The 17,928-nt window shown below is 73.5% G+C and carries 13 protein-coding genes; 9 read left to right on the top strand and 4 right to left on the bottom strand.

The window, feature by feature from the left end:
• Positions 1 to 5: 5 nt before the first annotated feature.
• The 8 genes from ACTMTB_RS09130 (at position 6) to ACTMTB_RS09165 (ending at position 9,107) form a co-directional block, all read left to right on the top strand.
• Complete coding sequence (locus ACTMTB_RS09130; protein WP_441144115.1) at positions 6 to 1,154, top strand: exonuclease SbcCD subunit D; 1,149 nt, start codon at positions 6 to 8, stop codon at positions 1,152 to 1,154.
• Complete coding sequence (locus ACTMTB_RS09135; protein ID WP_441144116.1) at positions 1,154 to 3,628, top strand: AAA family ATPase; 2,475 nt, start codon at positions 1,154 to 1,156, stop codon at positions 3,626 to 3,628. Before ACTMTB_RS09130 ends, ACTMTB_RS09135 begins: the two co-directional genes overlap by 1 nt.
• Before the next feature lie 16 nt (positions 3,629 to 3,644).
• Positions 3,645 to 4,613 (top strand): hypothetical protein, encoded by a 969-nt coding sequence (locus ACTMTB_RS09140; protein WP_441144118.1) that lies wholly within the window; start codon positions 3,645 to 3,647, stop codon positions 4,611 to 4,613.
• Positions 4,613 to 5,470, top strand: coding sequence for a spermidine synthase (locus ACTMTB_RS09145; protein ID WP_441144120.1), 858 nt, complete (start codon positions 4,613 to 4,615; stop codon positions 5,468 to 5,470). Before ACTMTB_RS09140 ends, ACTMTB_RS09145 begins: the two co-directional genes overlap by 1 nt.
• Before the next feature lie 80 nt (positions 5,471 to 5,550).
• Positions 5,551 to 6,249: a sigma-70 family RNA polymerase sigma factor gene (locus tag ACTMTB_RS09150; protein WP_334575042.1), complete on the top strand. Its 699-nt coding sequence runs from the start codon at positions 5,551 to 5,553 to the stop codon at positions 6,247 to 6,249.
• On the top strand, positions 6,246 to 7,025 hold the full coding sequence (locus ACTMTB_RS09155; protein WP_441144122.1) for an anti-sigma factor family protein: 780 nt from the start codon (positions 6,246 to 6,248) through the stop codon (positions 7,023 to 7,025). The genes ACTMTB_RS09150 and ACTMTB_RS09155 overlap by 4 nt, the downstream gene beginning before the upstream one ends.
• Positions 7,026 to 7,226: 201 nt before the next feature.
• Complete coding sequence (locus ACTMTB_RS09160; RefSeq protein WP_441144124.1) at positions 7,227 to 7,886, top strand: COG4315 family predicted lipoprotein; 660 nt, start codon at positions 7,227 to 7,229, stop codon at positions 7,884 to 7,886.
• Positions 7,887 to 8,141: 255 nt separating this feature from the next.
• Positions 8,142 to 9,107 (top strand): endonuclease/exonuclease/phosphatase family protein, encoded by a 966-nt coding sequence (locus ACTMTB_RS09165; RefSeq protein ID WP_441144125.1) that lies wholly within the window; start codon positions 8,142 to 8,144, stop codon positions 9,105 to 9,107.
• Between the two features lie 219 nt (positions 9,108 to 9,326).
• Here ACTMTB_RS09165 and ACTMTB_RS09170 read toward each other — a convergent pair whose 3' ends face one another.
• The 3 genes from ACTMTB_RS09170 to ACTMTB_RS09180 all read right to left on the bottom strand — a co-directional run bounded on the left by ACTMTB_RS09170 (position 9,327) and on the right by ACTMTB_RS09180 (position 15,876).
• Entirely contained in the window at positions 9,327 to 11,093 is a 1,767-nt protein-coding gene (locus ACTMTB_RS09170) for a stealth family protein (protein WP_441144127.1), read from the bottom strand.
• A 61-nt stretch (positions 11,094 to 11,154) separates the two neighbouring features.
• Positions 11,155 to 13,884, bottom strand: coding sequence for a bifunctional glycosyltransferase/CDP-glycerol:glycerophosphate glycerophosphotransferase (locus ACTMTB_RS09175; protein WP_441144129.1), 2,730 nt, complete (start codon positions 13,882 to 13,884; stop codon positions 11,155 to 11,157).
• 72 nt (positions 13,885 to 13,956) lie between these two features.
• The gene (locus ACTMTB_RS09180; RefSeq protein ID WP_441144130.1) at positions 13,957 to 15,876 is read right to left on the bottom strand and encodes a stealth family protein; all 1,920 of its coding nucleotides are present in this window, start codon (positions 15,874 to 15,876) and stop codon (positions 13,957 to 13,959) included.
• Positions 15,877 to 16,376: 500 nt separating this feature from the next.
• Here ACTMTB_RS09180 and ACTMTB_RS09185 point away from each other — a divergent pair, with 500 nt between their 5' ends.
• On the top strand, positions 16,377 to 17,297 hold the full coding sequence (locus tag ACTMTB_RS09185; RefSeq protein ID WP_441144132.1) for a DNA-3-methyladenine glycosylase family protein: 921 nt from the start codon (positions 16,377 to 16,379) through the stop codon (positions 17,295 to 17,297).
• A gap of 53 nt (positions 17,298 to 17,350) precedes the next feature.
• On the opposite strand, the gene ACTMTB_RS09190 is transcribed toward ACTMTB_RS09185, so the two are convergent.
• Positions 17,351 to 17,854, bottom strand: a complete 504-nt coding sequence (locus tag ACTMTB_RS09190) for a DUF1990 family protein (protein WP_441144134.1) — start codon at positions 17,852 to 17,854, stop codon at positions 17,351 to 17,353.
• Positions 17,855 to 17,928: the final 74 nt, after the last annotated feature.

Genomic DNA, 17,928 nt, shown 5'->3' on the forward strand with positions numbered 1-17,928 from the left:
CACCCATGAAGATCCTGCACACCTCGGACTGGCACGTCGGCAAGGTGCTCAAGGGGCAGTCCCGCGCCGACGAGCACAAGCAGGTGCTCGCCGGGGTCATCGAGATCGCCCGCGACGAGCGCCCCGACCTGGTGATCGTCGCCGGCGACCTCTACGACACCGCCGCTCCCAGCCCGGAGGCGACCCGACTGGTCACCCGGGCGCTGACCGCGCTGCGGCGCACCGGCGCCGACGTGGTGGCGATCGGCGGCAACCACGACAACGGCCAGGCCCTGGACGCGCTGCGCCCGTGGGCCGAGGCGGCCGGCATCACGCTGCGCGGCGGCGTCCGGGAGAACCCGGCCGAGCACGTGATCGAGGGCACCACCCGTGACGGCGAGCGCTGGCAGCTCGCCGCGCTGCCCTTCCTCTCCCAGCGGTACGCCGTCCGCGCGGTGGAGATGTACGAGCTGACCGCCGCCGAGGCCACCCAGACGTACGCCGACCACCTGGGCCGGGTCCTCGCCCGACTCACCGAGGGCTTCACCGAGCCGGACCGGGTGCACCTGGTCACCGCCCACGTCACCGTGGTCGGCGCGACCACCGGCGGCGGCGAGCGGGACGCGCACACCGTGCTCGGCTACGCCGTGCCGGCGACGGTCTTCCCCGGCAACGCCCACTACGTGGCGCTGGGCCACCTGCACCGCTCGCAGCGGGTGATCGGGCCCTGCCCGATCCGCTACAGCGGCAGCCCGCTGGCGGTCGACTTCGGCGAGCAGGAGAACGTCGCCTCGGTGACGCTGGTGGAGGTCACCGCGCAGACCGCCGCGCAGGTCCGCGAGGTGCCGGTGCCGGCGGCGGTGCCGCTGCGCACGGTGCGGGGCACCCTCGCCCAACTGGCCGAGCTGACCCCGCCCGAGGGCTGGCTGCGGGTGTTCGTCCGCGAGCAGCCGCGGGCCGGCCTGCGCGAGGAGGTGCAGGAACTGCTCCCCCGGGCGCTGGAGATCCGGATCGACCCGGAGCTGGTCCCGGCCCCGGGCAGCGGCACCCGGGTCGCCCAGCGGGCCGGCCGCTCCCCCCGGGAGCTGTTCGCCGACTACCTGGACAGCCGGGGCCACGACGACGACGGCGTGCGGGAGCTCTTCGACGAGCTCTTCGAGGAGGTCGACCGCTGATGCGTCCGATGCGGCTGGACATGGCGGGCTTCACCGTCTTCCGGGACGAGACCACGGTCGACTTCACCGACGCCGACTTCTTCGCGCTGGTCGGCCCGACCGGCTCGGGCAAGTCGACGGTGCTGGACGCGATCTGCTTCGCCCTCTACGGCACGGTGCCCCGCTGGGGCGGCACGCGGGGCCTGGCGAACGCGCTCGCCCCGTCGGCCACCGAGGCGCGGGTCCGGCTGGTCTTCGAGTCCGCCGGTTCCCGCTACGTGGCCACCCGGGTGGTCCGCCGGGACGGCCGGGGCAACGTCAAGACGGCCAACGCCGGGTTGCAGCTCATGCCGGCCGGCTTCGACGTCACCAAGCTGGACACCGGGCTGAGCCCGGAGGACCTGGGCGAGGTGGTCGCCGGGACGCCGGCCGAGATGGAGCAGGCGGTGCTGGCGGCGGTCGGGCTGCCGTACGAGCAGTTCACCTCCTGCGTGCTGCTGCCGCAGGGGCAGTTCGCCGACTTCCTGCACGCCAAGCCGGCCACCCGGCAGCAGATCCTGGTCAACCTGCTCGGCCTCGGCGTCTACGAGGAGGTGCAGAAACGCGCCACCGAACGGGCCGGCCAGGCCGAGGCGGGGTTGGCCGCGGTGGACAAGGTGCTCGCCGGGCTGACCGACGTCGACGACGCGGCGCTGGCCGCCGCGACCGCGCAGGTCGACCGGATGCGCGAGCTGTCTCAGGCGGTCGGGTCGGCCGTACCCGAGCGGGAGAGCGCGCGGGCGGCGGCCCGGGCGGCGACGGCGGCGCTGGCCGACCTCGACGCGGATCTGGCCGGGCTGAGCGGGGTGCGGGCGCCGGACGGGGTGGCCGAGGTGGCCCGGGCCGTGACCACCGCCCGGGCGGCGGCCGACGAGGCGGCGGCCGCGGTGACGCTGGCCGAGGAGCGCGAGGAGAAGCTGCGCGGCGAGCTGGCCGGGGCCGGCGACGAGAGCACGCTGCGGCTGCTGCTGCGGGCGTACACCGATCGGGAACGGCTGACCGGCGAGGCCGAGACGGTCCGCGCGGCGGTCGCCGAGGCGCAGCGGGAGCACGACGCGGCGGTGGCGGCCCTGACCGCGGCGCGGGACGCGTCGACCCGGGCCGAGGCCGAGCTGGAGGCGGCGTTCCGCGCCCACGAGGAGGCCAAGGCCACCGACCAGGCGGTCGCCCTGCGGGCGCACCTGGCCGACGGCGGCACCTGCCCGGTGTGCGAGCAGACCGTGGCCCGGGTGCCGGCGGTGCCGGCCGGCTCGGCGGTGGCCGCGGCCACCGCCGCCGGCAAGGCGGCGCGGGCGGCCAGCAAGGCGGCCCAGGCGCTGGTGCAGGATCGCGACGCGGCGGCCCGCGACCTGGAGCGGGTGCTGGTGCACGCCCGCGCCCGGCACGACCAGCTCGCGGCCCGACTGTCCGAACTGGACGTCCAGCTCGCCGACGCGGCGACGCCGACGGCACTGCGCGCGGCGCTGGACGAGCACGCCCGGCTGCGCCGGGCCCTCGACGAGGCGGCGGGGGCGGTACGCGCCGGCCGGGACGCCGCCCGGCGGGCCCGTGGCGCGCTGGACGCGGCGCAGGAGCGGCTGCGCGCCGCCTGGCGCGGCTTCGACGCCGCGCGGGACGGGCTGGCCCCCTTCGGGCCACCGGCCACCGACCGGGACGACGTCGCCGCCGCCTGGGCCACCCTGGTCGACTGGGCGGCCGGGCAGGCGCAGCGGCGGCGGGCGGAACGGGTCGGGCTGGCCGAGGCGGTGACCGAGGCACAGGCGGCGGCCGAGGCCGTGGAGGAACGGCTGGCCGCTTTGCTGTCGGCCGCCGGGCTGCCGCCCGCCGACGACCCGGTCCACGCGGTCGCGGTCGCCGCCGAGCGGGCCGAGGCGGACCGGCGCCGGATCGAGGAACGCCGCGAGCAGGCCGGTGAGCTGCGCCGGCAGCGGGACGAGCACGAGCGGCAGGCCCGTGTCGCGCGGGCGCTCGCCGGTCACCTGCGGGCCAACAACTTCGAGCGGTGGCTGCTCGCCGAGGCGCTCGACCTGCTGGTCGACGGCGCCTCCCGGATCCTGCGCGACCTCTCCAACGGCCAGTACGACCTGGTCCACGACAAGGGCGAGTTCGCCGTGGTCGACCACCACGACGCGGGGCTGCGCCGGGGCGTGCGCACCCTCTCCGGCGGGGAGACGTTCCAGGCGTCGCTGGCCCTGGCGCTGGCGCTGTCCGAGCAGCTCGCCGGGATGTCCACCACCGCGGCCAGCCTGGAGTCGATCGTGCTGGACGAGGGCTTCGGCACCCTCGACGCGGCGACCCTGGACACGGTGGCCGCCACCCTGGAGAGCCTGGCCGCCCGGGGCGACCGGATGGTCGGCGTGGTGACCCACGTGCCGGCGCTGGCCGAGCGGATCCCGGTGCGCTACGAGGTCCGCAAGGACGCCCGCACGGCCCGCGTCGAACGGACCGGCCTGTGAGCGCGAGGTGCGTGGCGTGACCGGGCCGCGGCTCTTCGTCGACGCCTGGGACCCGTCGTACGGGGCCTCCTTCGAGGCCTCGGTGGGTGGGCCGGCGGCGCAGAGCAGCGCCCAGGTCGAGGCGGACGTCGAGCTGCCGGCCGTGGACTGGCGGGCGATCGGCCCCCGCCCGGGCCTGCGCGCGCCGGACGTGGTGCTGCTCGTCGACGGGGTACGCCGGATCGACGCCAGCGTCTGGACGGCCGAGGACGACGGCGCCTCGTTCCCCGGCATCGCCGCCTCGTACGCGGCCGGGGTGGTCCGCTGCGACCTGGAGCGGGGCGCGGCGGAGCTGGCCGGCGCGCAGGTCGGGCGCGGGCTGTTCACCGCCAGCCCGTCGGCGCAGGAGGTGGTCTGCGGGCGGGTCCGCTACCCGGTGCACCGGGTGGGCGGCACGGGCGAGCTGAGCAAGCTCCCCGCGGCGGTGCAGGCGCCACTGACCGCGCTGGAGGTGGCGGTCTCCGACGCCGCGCGGGTGGACGGCGACCTGCTGGTGGTGGACGGGCCGCTGCGCAGCCGGCGGCAGCTGCCGCGCACCCTGGGCTACATCAAGACGCAGCACAGCCAGTACCTCGACGCCCGGCTCACCGCGGTGGTCACCGGGCTCGCGCCGGGCGAGCGGTCCCCGGTGTTCCGGCTCGGCACCGCCTGGGGCGGCTGGTCCTGGTACCTGCGGCTGCCGGTGGCGCTCGGCGCGCCCTGGGCCGGCATCGTTCGAATGGAGTGCTCGGCGGAGCTGCCACCGGAGGAGGCGATCGCGCTGGCCGACCTGTCGCTGGTGACGCTGCCCCGGTTCGCCTCCTCGCCGTACAAGGATCCGCGCGCCCCGCAGAACCTGGTGCCGATCGCCGGGCTGGAGCGGCGGCTGCGCGGGCTGCTCGGCGACGCCCGACTGCTGCACCGGGCGCTGACCATGGCCACCCGGGCCGGCGTGGCGGGCCGCTGATGGGGCGCCGCCGTGGCGACGACCGGGTCGTGGCGCCGGTCGACACCGGCGAGGTCGAGCTGGTGCCGGACCCGGACCGGCCCCGCTCGTGGACCCTGCTGCTCGACGGCGCCCCGCAGTCGCACGTGGACCTGGCCGACCCGACCCACCTGGAGTTCGAGTACGTCCGCCGGATCGGCGCGGCGCTCGACCTGCTCGCCCCGGCCGGCGCGCCGCTGCGGGTGCTGCACCTGGGCGGCGGCGCGCTGACCCTGCCCCGCTACGTGCAGGCCACCCGCCCCGGCTCCACCCAACGGGTGTCCGAGGTGGACGCCGCGCTCGTCGAGCTGGTGCGGCGGGCGCTGCCCTGGCCCGCCGACCCCCGGCTGAAGGTGCGGGTCGCCGACGCCCGCGCGACCCTCGCGTCCACCCGGGACGCCGCGTACGACGTGGTGGTGGCCGACGTCTTCGCCGGCGCGCGTACCCCGGCGCACCTCACCTCGGTCGAGTACGCCGCCGAGGTGGCCCGGGTGCTGGCCCCGTCCGGCTGGTACCTGGCCAATCTCGCCGACGGTCCGCCGCTGCGGCACGCCCGGGCCCAGGTGGCCACGGTCCGCACGGTGCTGCCCCGGGCCTGCCTGGTCGGCGACGCGGCGGTGCTGCGCGGGCGCCGCTACGGCAACCTGGTGCTGGTCGCGGGCCGGGTCGAGCCGCCGGTGCCGGAGCTGACCCGGCGCGCCGCCGGGGACTGGTTCCCCGGGCGGGTGGTGGCCGGCGCGGAACTCGACCGGTTCGCCGGGGGCGCGCCGGTGGTGTGCGACGCCGACGCGACCGACTCCACCCCGCCGCCGCCGGGAATTTTTTCGGTACGTCGTTGATCCGCCGGGCCGACCCGCACGTATCACGGGGCGGCCCTCCCCGTGGGCCGGCTGATGTCGTTGGACACCAGGAGGTCTGCATGCACGCGGTCGCGGCCGGCTTGCACGGCGAGATGGCCAGGCCAGGGTGGATGTTCGCCCGGGCCCAGCCCCAGTCCCGTGCCTCGAGGTCGGGCCGGGGGGTCGACGCGGGCCCCGCCGATCGCCAGAATGGCCCGGTGACGCCGCGACCGGCGCCCGGACGCCACCAGGCGGCGTCCCCCGAGGCCAGCCATTCCGACCAGCTCGTCCGGCTGCTCTACGCCGAGCACGCCGGGCCGCTGCTGATGTTCGTGATGCGGCTGACCGGCGGTGACCGGCAGCGCGCCGAGGACATCGTGCAGGAGACCCTGCTGCGGGCCTGGCGCAACGCGCACCGCCTCGGCGTGCAGGGCCAGGGTTCGCTTCGGCCCTGGTTGGTGACCGTGGCCCGGAGGATCGCCATCGACGAGCACCGCAGTGAGCAGGCCCGGCCGGCGGAGACGTACGACCGGGACCTGACCGCGTTCGCCGAGGCGGACAGCACCGACCGGGTGCTGCGCACCATGACCGTGGCCGACGCGCTGCGTACGCTGAGCCAGTCGCACCGGGAGATCCTGGTGGCCACGTACTTCCGGGGTCGCACTGTGCCGGAGGCGGCCGAGGAGCTGGGCCTTCCGCTCGGCACCGCCAAGTCGCGGGTCTACTACGCGCTGCGCGCGCTGCGCACGGCTCTGCAGGAGAGGGGGGTGACGGAATGAGCCGGGCAGACCACATGGACGTTGCCGCGTACGCGCTCGGCGTGCTGGACGAGCAGGACACCGAACGGTTCGAGGAGCACCTCGCCACGTGCTGGGCCTGCGCCGCGGAGCTGGAGACGATGGTCCCGGTGGTGGGGCTGCTCTCCGACATCGACGGCGAGACGATGATGGCGATGGAGCACACCGCCACCGACCCGGCCCTGCTGGACCGTACGTTGGTCGCGGTCCGCACCCACCGGCGTCGCGCCCAGTTGCGGCGGGTCTTCGCCACCGCCGCCGCGGTGGTGGCGGTCGGCGCGCTGAGCGGCCTGGGGGTGGCCGTCCTCGACGGCAACGGCGGCGGCGACCAGGTGATCGCCGAGCCGACGGTGACCGCGACGGTGGACGGGCCGGCGAGCCCGCAGCCGACCCGCTCCGGGCCGGCCGTCGGCGGCAACGAGATCGAGGGCGAGCAGCACGACGCCACCGACCCGAGCACCGGGGTGAAGGCCACCATGTGGCTGGCCCGCAAGGAGTACGGCACCTGGATCGGGTTCAACCTGACCCGGCTGCCCGGTCCGCGCACCTGCCGGCTGGTGGTGCTCCGCAAGAACTCCACCACCGAGGTGGTCTCCACCTGGTCGGTGCCGGGCACCGGCTACGGCACCAACCTGAACCCGCAGGACCTCCAGCTGGAGGCGTCCACCTCGGCGTCGCCCAGCGACATCGCCAAGGTCCAGGTGCAGTCGGTCGACGCGAACGGGGTGGCCAGCCCGCTGGTGACCGTCGTTCCCTGACCGGCGAACTCCCGATCGGCGCCGGCCCGCATGGGCCGGCGCCGTTTCGGCTTTGGCCGCGGCGACGCCGACGTGCCTGCACACGTACGGGGACCCGGAACGGTTCAACGGGCTTGAGTGAAATTGCCCACTGTCAATCGTTCAACCTTGACAGTGGACCCTCCGTACTACTTGGTGAACTGCCAAGAATGAGGAGGGCACGTGGCACAGATGAAGCGAACCGTCATCGTCGCGAGCGCGATGGTCGCACTTACGGCCTGCGCTCCCGCGGGTTACGACGGGGCGAACTCCAGCGCTGCCGAGCCGGTCGCCGTCGCCGCGGCCGAGCCCACCGCGGCGGTCGAACCGGAGGCCTCCGCCTCCGCCGAGGCGCCCGCCGCCGAGCAGGCGCCGCCCCCCGCCGACGTGCGCCTGACCGACGAGTTGGTCGGCAAGAAGGTCGCCCGGATGGGCAACGTGGTCACCGACCAGGACGGCTGGATCCTCTACCGCTTCGACAAGGACTCCGACGATCCGCCGTCGTCGAACTGCGTGGACAAGTGCGCCCAGGTGTGGCCGCCCGCGCTGACCGACGGCAACCCGCAGCTGCAGGGCGTCTCCGACGACAAGGTCGGCACCGTCACCCGCCAGGACGGCACCCGGCAGATCACCATCGGGGGCTGGCCGGTCTACCGCTACATCGGTGACAAGAAGCCGGGCCAGTGGAAGGGCCAGGGCGTCGGCGGCACCTGGTTCGTGGTGGACCCGAACGGCAAGAAGAACCTGACCTGCCTGCCGACCGGCACCCCGAAGGCGGTCGCTCCGCCGGCGGCCGGCGACTCGGGCGGCGCGGACGCGGGCGGCTCCGGCTACTCGTACTGATCTCCCGCCGCCACTCGGACACGGTGGCCGGTCGCAGCCGGGGAGGGCGCGGCCGGCCATCGTCATGTACGCCGTCGTACCGGTAGCACCTCTCGTCCGGCATGGCCCCTGCCTCCGCCACCGGGCCCGCCGACCGCTAATCTGGCAGCCCAGCGGCGGCTGCGACATGGTTGTCCACGGTCGACAGCACGGCACCGCCGATATCCGGGGAAGAGGGGCGGCATGGCGCCGAAGCGGAGCCGAACACCCCTGCCGGTGGTGCTCGCGCTGGCCTGCTCCCTCATCGGCGCCATCGGCGCGACGGCAGCCGCGCGGTGGCCCGTGGACGACGACCGCCCCGCGATCGCGGCACCCACCCAGTCCACCTCGCCGGCTCCCGCACCGCCCGCGCTGGTTCCGTTGACGGTGCTCACCTGGAACGCGTGCGCCAACGCCAAACAGCGCTGTCCCGCCGCCAGCCGGCACCGGCAGCTCGCCGCCGCCATTGGTCAGGCGGCACGGAATCGCTCGGCCGACGTGGTGCTGCTGCAGGAGATGTGCGCCGACCTGCTGCCCGCGCTGGGGAGCAGCCTCGGCACTGACTGGACGGTGCAGTTCCGCCAGGCCACGACGGCCGCAGTCAAGCGCGGCACGAGGGTCAGCCGACCGACCACCTGCGGGGCCAACGGAGACCGGTACGGCCAGGCGGTGGCGGTGCGGGCGGCGGTCGAGCGGGGCGCCCGTGCGGCATCGCCCGTCCAGGCGTCGTGGCTGGTTCAGCTCCCGTCACCCAAACCCAGGAACAGCAGGTGGATGGAGCAGCGGTTCGCGGTGTGCGTCCGGTTGCGCGTGCCCCGGCTCCAGGTCTGTGGCACCCACCTGTCAACGCCGGAGCAGGATCCCGACGGTGGGATTCGGGCCGCGCAGGCCGCGCGGCTCGCCGCCGAGGCGCGCCGCGGCCGCGCACAGGGATATCTGACCATCGTGGGCGGCGACTTCAACACCACCCCGGCCGCGACGGTGACCGGCAGGCGCCAGCTCGTCCTGCAACCGCTGTACGACCAGAGCGTCGACTGCGACCTGGGCAGGATGCAGGCGACGTTCGGCAAGGTCAAGATCGACTACCTGTTCTCCGGACCCGGCCTCAAGCCGCTCGGCTGCGATGCGATCCAGGCGCCGCTCTCCGACCACCGGTTGCTGGCGGCGCGCTACCACCTCTACCCCAACCCGACCGGCGCCTGACCTCCGCAAGCCGATCCGGACCGGACCGGCATGACCTCGACGGCCCCAGACGATTGCTGCAGGATCGAGTCGAGGCGCTCCCGGAGGTAGGCCTGGACTCCTCGGAGTGAGGGATCACCGTTCCACCTGGAACGACTGCTGCGGGTGCGCGCCACGATCCGCAGAGCCCGCAACGGCGCCCGCCCGGAGGCGGGCCGGCGCCGCTGCGCGTACGCAGGGTCAGCCCTTCTCCCACGGGCTGGGCACCGGGAAGTAGGTGTCCAGGAAGGGCGTGAGGACCGAAAGCTGGGCCGCCAGGTCTTCCTCGGTGGAGAACGCGTCGTTCAGACAGAAGACGTGCCGGTCCCGGCGGGCGAGCAGGTGCGCCAGGCGTGCCGGCGTGTCGGGGTGGGACAACTCAGCGATGGTGTAGCGCAGGTCCCCCGGCACCGCCCGGCCCGTGTGGAACGCATAGTAGTGGTGCAGTGACGAGGCGATCGAGATGTCCGACATGCTGCGGAAACGGCTGCCGGCGGTGACCCGGTGCGAGGCCGCGAAGGTTTCCTCGATCTCGTACAGCACGCTGCGTCGCAGCGCGTGGGGCATGTGCTTCATCTTCCGGGTGAGCACCGTGCCGAAGCGCTCGGCGATCAGGGCACGGTTGTTCTTCCCGGCCGCCGAGGAGGGGATGTCCTCCGCGGTCGGGGCACCCGGCGGCACCAGAGCCGGCGACGGAAAGAACCGGGAGATGCCGTTGGCCAGGAAGAAGTCCCGGGGCAGCACCTCGGTGCCGAAGAAGACGTCGTCGTTCAGGTAGAGGAAGTGCTCGGAGAGCCCGTCGATGTGGTGCAGCTGGCTCTCGATGGCGTGCGAGTTGTAGGTCGGTAGCACGGACGGGTCGGCGAAGATCTCCCGGTGGCTGACCACCCGGATCCCCGGCGCCGACCGGTCCAACCACTCCGGCACCTGGTCGTCGGTCACCAGGTAGACCTGGCGTACCCAGGGCGCGAACTGGTGCAGCGACCGCAGCGAGTAACGCAGTTCGTCGCGGCTGAGGAAGCGCGCCGCGCTCGCCGCCTCGGCGTGGTACGGGACGCCGGCGATCTCGGCGCGGCGGCGCAGCCACTCCGGGTCCGCACCGTCCACCCAGGTGTAGACGACGTCGACCGGAAAGGCGACGTCTTCGGGCTGCCGTCCGGCGAACTCCTGCCGGGTGCGCGCGGTCGTCGCGCCGGTGTACGGCACCAGGCCGGTGAAGAGCGACTCGGACGTCAACACCGGCGGCGCCGACACCTGGACCCGCTCGGCCACCTGGTTCGGACGGGGGGCGACGAGCTCGTCGTCCTGCCGGGTCCAGAACTCGACCTCGCACCCGTGGGCCTGGCCGAGCACGAGCCGGCGCCGGGGGTCGGTCCGGTACCAGGTGAGCCGGATGACCGGGGCGTCGGTCAGGCGGTCCCAGGTGCGCGACTCGAAGCCGGCCGACGGAGGTCGCTCCGCGTGGGCCCGCGGCACGGTGACGTAGCCGGGCACCCGGGCGCAGGCGGCGGCGAGCGCGGCGTACGCCCGTTCCCGGTCCGCGTCGTCGACGGCGACCACCGATGCGCGGTCGGTCCTGCCGCGGACCCGGAAGTAGGCCACGCCTGCCTCGTCGAGGGCCGCCGTGACGGCGGTCAGGTTCCCCTCCCGGGCGCGCAGCGGGGTGAGGGCGGCGTCGACCTGGGCGATGCGGGGTGCGCGGTCGGCGGTGACGACCGCCCGGTCGCCTTCGGCCAGCAACTGCGGCTGCCGCCTCGCGATCCGTTCGCCCCGGCGTCCGGGGGCCACGCCCTTGCCCGACGCTCGGGCGACCCACTGCTTCAACTGGTGCCGGGTCCGCGGACTCACCTTGGTCGCGATGGCGCGGCGTGTCTGCGGGCTCAGCACCCGGCGGTACACGTCGACGAGCCCCGACGGCTCCGCGAGCGCCGGCGGGGTCTCGGACGGCCTCGGCCCGGGCTCGGTCACGGGTGTCCTCCTGGTCCGCCCGCCCCGGCCGCCGACCGCCGTACGGGGACGTGTCGCCGGATCACTGCTGGGGCCCGGGCAGCGCGGCGATGGCGTCGGCGACCCGTTGGCAGTTGTTGCGGTCCTGGACGGCGAAGAAATCGGCCGCCCGGCGCGAGTACTCCTCCTCGCGGACGCACCCGTTCTCCAGGTACCTGATGATCGCGTTCACGGTCTCCTCCGCGGTCTCGCAGACCGGGCCGAACCCGTCCTCCCGGGCCTCGAAGTAGCCCTTCTTGTAACCGCCGACGGTGAAGAACTCCTCCTCGTCGAACTGCGCGTAGATCAGCGGGGTGCCGAGGTAGGCGACGTCGAAGGCGGTGGACGAGTAGTCCGTGATGAACAGGTCACACTGGCGCAGCGCGTCCTGCACCGTGCGGGTCGTCTGGTCCGCCATGGCGAAGCAGTCGTCTGCCGGGACGACATCGGTCAGCAGCGAGCGCATCTCGTAGTGCGGAAGGAACTCCAGCACGTAGCCGTGCCGGCGCAGCGCCTGCCGCAGCCGCTCGCTGCCGAACAGCTCGGCGATGAAGACCTGGTAGGCCGATCCGTCGAAGGCGACCCGAGGTCGGGCGGAGCTGTTGTACGACGGGGTCACCAGGTACGTGCGCCAGGTGGGCATGAACAGGATCCTCCGCCTGCCCCGGTCCGGTACCAGCGCGTCGAACCGGGGCATGCCGGTGGTCTTCACCATGTCCCCGTAGTCGAGCTCCTTCGCCACGTACTCGGCCTCCCGGTGCGCCGAGGCCACGAAGAGGTCGAACGAACCCCGGCCCCGGTGCAGACCGGCGCTCACGTCCTTCTCGGTCACGCCGTGCTGGAGGAAGACCCGGGACGAGGCGATCCGCCAGTTCAGGTGCTTCAGGAACGGCGACCGCTCCCAACGCTCCGGCAACATGTAGGCGTCGATGTCATACGAGTTGATCAGCTTGGTGGCGTGCAGCATCAGGAACTTGTGCCGGAAGGAGCCGTGGGTGACGACGTTGCCCAGCCCTCGCAGCCGCTGACGGTCAGCGCTCTCCTTCGCCAGCAGGTAGTAGACGTTCCGCCTGCGCTCCACCTGGCGGAGGTGCCGGAACAGGTGCGCGGAGTTGTCCTGCGCCGTGTCCCTGCGCTCGCCGATCAGCCATACGTCGCGCCGGCTCATCAGCGGAGCCGTGAGCAGGCGGAGCAGGCGCTGCTTCCAGAAGGGGGCCCGCGAGGCGATGTGCCGCAGGTCCTTGCGCGCCATGAGTCGCCGCCACCGCCGCCGCCCCGCGGTCCCGCCTCCCCGCTGCACCAGCAGCGCCGCGTTCTCCCGCCCGGTGAAGGTGGGCAGGATCCGGGTGTCGCCAGCCACCTTCGTCGTGGCGTCACGCAGGAAGGCGGCGGAGATCAGGCACTGCCGGGAGGCCTGGCCGGTCTCGGTCAGGAACACGAGCCGGAGGTGGTGCTGCCCCCTGCGGAGCTTGTCCACCGGGAGCTCGGCCGAGAAGCCGCTCCACTCCCGGTTGTCGTCGCCCGCCTTGAGGTCGGCCCGTCTCTCGACGGTGACCGGCGCGGTCAGGTTGCTGCCCCGCACCCGCAGCCCGAGCGGCGTGGCCAGCGGGGCCCGCATCGGCAGCCCGTTGATCACCATGTGCCCGGACACCTTGAGCGTGTCCCCGGAGGGCGAGAGAAGCACCTGCTCCAGCCGCGCCCCCACGGCGGTCACCTTGGTCAGCGGCAGCAACGCCGGTGTGACCGGGTAGTCGAGGTGCAGGTCACCGCCGCATGCGACGACACCTCGCAACCGCTCCCAGGGCCGGGCGAACAGCTCGAAGTCGTACGACTTGAAGGCCAGGTACGCCACCCGGTGCCGGGTGTCCAGCGTCCAACGCGCGATGAAGGACGGGTCGATGTCGTGGTAGATCCGACTGCACCGGTCGAAGATCTTCCACAGGTCGGCGTCCTCGAAGAGGTCGTGCGCGCGCATGGCGAAGCCCTGGTAGCTGCGAACGAGAAAGCGTTCGAGCACCTCGCGGCGGAACACGTCCAGCTCGGAACGAAGCTCCGCGAGGGTCTCGCAGAGTTCCAGATGGTCCCAGAAGTTCTGTTCCCGGACGAACAGATTGTCCATGATGGAGCTGCTGACCGCCCGCTTGCGGTACTTGTAGACCACCTCGTCGACCAGTGCGATGCGCTCCGCCTTGAGCAGCATGGGGATGGCCAGGAAGGCGTCCTCGAAGTGGACCCCCTCGCGGAACCGCAGGCCGTGCGCCCGGAGCTGGGCAAGGTCGTAGAGCTTGTGGCACGGGCCGGCGTCGAAGATCAGGTCGGGCGCGTCGACCACCGTCTCCAGCAGGCGGTCGCCCTTGCCGAAGGGCTTTTTCCAGAGGAAGGGGGTGGGCTTGGGGAACGTGTCCATGTCGCCGACGGCCATGCTCGCCTTGTTGGCCACGATCGCGTTGAGCAGCACCTCGATGGCACGCGGCGGCAGGATGTCGTCGGAGTCGACGAACGCGACGTACGGCGTGTCCGCCATGTCCAGCGCCAGGTTCCGGGCCGCGCCCGGCCCGCTGTTCTCCTGCTGGATCGCGGTCACGTTCGGGTGCTCCGCAGCGAACTGCTTCGCCAGGATCACCGAACCGTCGGTGCTGCCGTCGTCAACCAGGATGACGTTGCACTGCGCGAACACGGTCTGCGCCGCGATCGATTCGAGCGTCTCGGGCAGGTAGTCCTCGACGTTGTAGACCGGGACGATGATCGTGACCTGGGGGGCAGGGCCTACCACACTGGGCTCCACTGGGGGTTCGCAGAGATGTTGACGAGCTGGTCGAAGCGTAAGGTGCGACGGGAATCAGGTTCAGGCATCGGGCCGCTCGGCGGGGTACGTCCCCCACCAGCCGGGCGACACGATGTCCTCCTGCGCCTCGCGGGTGGCGGCGATGCGCATCGAGGGCAGCGTGGGCGCGTCCAGTCGCGGACCGACCCGCAGCGGGGGCGCGGTATGTGCGGCCACCTGCCGGCCGAGGGCGGGCGTGGTCGGGGCATCCACCTGCCGGCCGTACCGATCCGCGCCGCGCGACTGCCGCCACAGCGCGCTGGCGCCCAGCTTCCGCCGCTCGGCGACCACGTCGTCGGGCAGCTCGAAGGGGGCGGGGAACGGCAGGTAGCGGGACAGGAAGTCGGCCAGCATCCGCTCCTGCTCGGCGAAGGCCTCGGGATCCGAGTCGGTGTCGTTGAGGCAGAACACGTCGCGGTGCCGACGGGTCAGCAGCTCGGAGAGGCGGGCGGGCGTCGAGGGATGACCGAGGTCCGCGTACTCGTACTCGATGTCGCCCGGCACCGCCTGCCCGGTCAGGTACGCCCAGTACTGGTGCAGCGAGGACGGAATCGACAGGTCGCCGTGGTGGCGGAACTGGTGCCGTGCCGTCTCGGTCACGTCCGCGTGCAACATCTGCTCGATCTGGTGCATGATGCTGCGCCGCAGGGCGAACGGAGTGTGCTTCATCTTCTGCGTGATGGTCACGCCGAAGAGCCGCTGGATGTGCCGGCGGTTGTTCTTGCCGGCCGCGTTCACCGGCGGGTCAGTGGCCCTCGCCTCGCCCAGCCCGAACTGCGCCGGGGAGAGGAAGAACTTCGCGATCCCGTTGGCATGGAAGAAGTGGGTCGGCAGCAGCGGCCGGCCGAGGAAGACGTCGTCGTTGACGTAGAGGAAGTGTTCCGCCAGGCCCTCGATGCGGTGCAGCCGGGACTCGATGGCGTGCGAGTTGAACGACGACCGGCCGCCGAGATCGGCGAAGAGTTCGGCGTGCGTGACGACGGTGATCATCGGGTGGGTCGGGTCGAGCCAGCTCGGCAGCTGGCTGTCGGTGACCAGGAAGATCCGTCGCAGCCAGGGCGCGAAGCCGTGCAGCGACCGCATGGAATACCGCAGTTCGTCCCGGTTGTGGTAGCGCGACGAGTTTGCCGCCACCGCGTGCCGCGGCGCGTCGGGAGCACGGAGCGCGGCCATCTTGCGCTTGAGCCATTCCGGATCCGAGCCGTCCACCCAGGTGTAGACGGCGTCGATCGGGAAGCCCACCCGGTCCGGGGCGCGGACGGTGAGATCGCGGCGGGTGCCGTAGGTGTTGTCGTCCGCCTCAGGAACGAAGTGGCTGAGCAGAGCCGCGGCCACGCGTACCGGCTCGGCCCGGGCCGGCGCCTCGTCGATCACCGCGTTGTGCCGGGGTGCCCGGACGACGTCACCCACCCGGGTCCAGAACTCGATCTCGCAGGCGAACTGGGCCCCCAGGACCACGCCCGCCCGGGCGTCGGTCACCGGGAACCACACCTGGATCACCTCGGCCGGGGCGAGGTCCGGCTGGTTCCGCCCGGGCTGCACCTCGACAGTGCGCACGTGCGCGCCCGACAACTCCGGTGCGGACCGGACCAGGCGACGCACCGCGTCCCGCTGGCCGACCAGGATGGCCACGGAGCTACGCAGGTAGTCATCGTTGCGCAGGCAGTGGTATTCGATCCCGGCCGACTCCAGCGTGGACGTGACGGCCACCAGGTTGCGGTGCCACATCTCCAGCGGTGTCGCCCGGGCGACCACCTCTGCTTTGGTGCGGACGCCGCCGTCGGCGACGGTCACCCGAGCGCCGACCGGGTGCACCGTGTCACCGCCGCGCGGGCGGGTGAAGGTGCGCACGAGGCGGAGCCGCCGGTGCGCGGGAAGCAGGCCGAGCAGCCGGCGCCGAGCGGCGGGCGGGAGGAGGCGGTAGACGCGCAGGGCGATCATGCTGCTGGCCGTTCCGGTCGGACGGCCACCTCGTCGGTGACCATCGTCAGTGCTGCTGGTGGCGGGACGAAACGCCGCACCCGACCTGCCCCGGCCGAACAACCGCACGAGCAGTCATCACCGCATGCCTCTCTGCAGAGCCCCCGTTGCGCTGCCGGACGGTCGGACAGGGATGGGCGGTGAGCCGTCTCCCGGTCAGGTGTGACCCTCGCGATCCGTACCGGCGGCCGTCTCCCGAGACGGGTCTCCGGCCAGCGCAGATGGCACGTTAGCAGCGAGTTCACCGGCGAGAAACCAACGAATCGGCGGAAGGGGGCGGAACGGCATGCTCGCATGTTGGAGATATATGGATTTGTAGCACTTGCCGGAAAAATCCTGGCCGTTCAGGTGGTGGAGCCGCACCAGGACGGGCAGGCGGAAATTGTCCGCTGAGCTCTCCCGCCGGACCGTCGGCACGTACCTCTTCCGACTGCCGACGACAGAGGTGGCAGAGTGGGCTGGTGACCTGGACCGAGCCCGCCGCGCGCCGGGCGCTGCGCCCGCCCGCCGACTACCGGCTGGCCGCCTCCGTCCGGTCGCTCACCTTCAGCCCGTACGACCCGTGCGCGCGGATCGCGGCCGACACCTTCTGGTACGCCACCCGCACCCCGGCCGGGCCGGCCACCCTCGCGCTGCGCTCCGGCGGCGGGGACCTGCTGGCCGAGGGGTACGGCCCCGGGGCCGACTGGGTGGTCGAGCGCGCCGACGCGATCGCCGGGCTGCGCGACGACCTCACCGGATTCGCCGAACTGGCCGCCGCGCACCCGCTGGTGGCCCGGCTGGCCGCCCAGCACCGGGGGCGGCGGATGCCCGCCACCGGCCAGGTCTTCCCCCGGCTGCTGCGGGCCATCTTCGAGCAGAAGGTGACCGGCAAGGAGGCGTACCGGGCGTACGCGGCGACGGTCCGGCACTTCGGCGAGCCGGCGCCGGGGCCGATGCAGCCGCTGCTGCTGCCGCCCGGGCCGGAGGTGGTGGCCGCCGCGCCGTACTGGGTCTTCCACCCGTTCGGGGTGGAGCAGCGCCGGGCCGACACGCTGCGCCGGGCCGCCGCCGTCGCCGACCGACTGGAACGCTGCGCGGACAGCACCGAGGCGACCCGGCGGTTGACCGCGATCGCGGGCATCGGCCCGTGGACCGCCGCCGAGGTGGTCCGGATCGCGTACGGCGACCCGGACGCGGTCAGCGTCGGCGACTACCACGTGCCGAACACGGTCGCCTGGGCGCTGGCCGGTGAGGCGCGCGGCGACGACGCCCGGATGCTGACCCTGCTGGAGCCGTTCCGGGGGCATCGGGGGCGGGTCTGCGGGCTGCTGGAGGCCGCCGGGATCCAGGCGCCGAAGTTCGGGCCGCGCGCGCCGATCCGCTCCTTCGCCCGCTTCTGATCCGGGCCGTCTCCGGCCTCGGGCGGGCGGGCGCCCGGCCGTGGCGGCCGGCGTCAGCGCCGGGCGCAGAGGCGGCGCAGGGTGCGGGCGAGCCAGTGCGCGTACCCGTGCTGGACGACGCGGCCGGCGGGCCCGGCGGCGCGCATGAACCAGCGGTCCGGCCGGCTGAACGCGGTCACCTCGAACCAGACCGCGCCGGCGTCGTCGCGGGTGACCAGGAAGGCCTCCTCGCCGCGCGCCGGGTGCCCGGGCAGGGTGCCGTAGCCGAATCCCGCGCTGCGCTCGTCGTCGGAGACCCAGATGACCTCGCACGGGCCCCAGACCCGCAGCGGCCCCACCCCCAGGCCCGTGGTGACCCGGACGCCCGGGGTGGCACGCGGCGCGTCGGTGCGCATCCGGAAGCCGGCCGTCCGGTGCAGCCGCCAGGTCAGCACCGCCTCGGCGGCGATGGCGTAGCACCCCTCGGGCAGCCGGTACCGGTGGCGCACGTGGTGCCAGCCGGCCGGCAGCCGCCCGTCCCGGGTCGCCCCGACCTCCTGGTACGTCAGCTCGGACACCCGTCCAGCCTAGGTCCCCGCGGGTGGACGCCCGCCCGGGGCGGCGCGAGCGGCCCGCCTCGGTGCGGGGGCGG

The organism is Micromonospora sp. L32, from assembly GCF_052068055.1.
In the GTDB taxonomy this organism is placed as follows: Bacteria; Actinomycetota; Actinomycetes; order Mycobacteriales; family Micromonosporaceae; genus Micromonospora; species Micromonospora purpureochromogenes.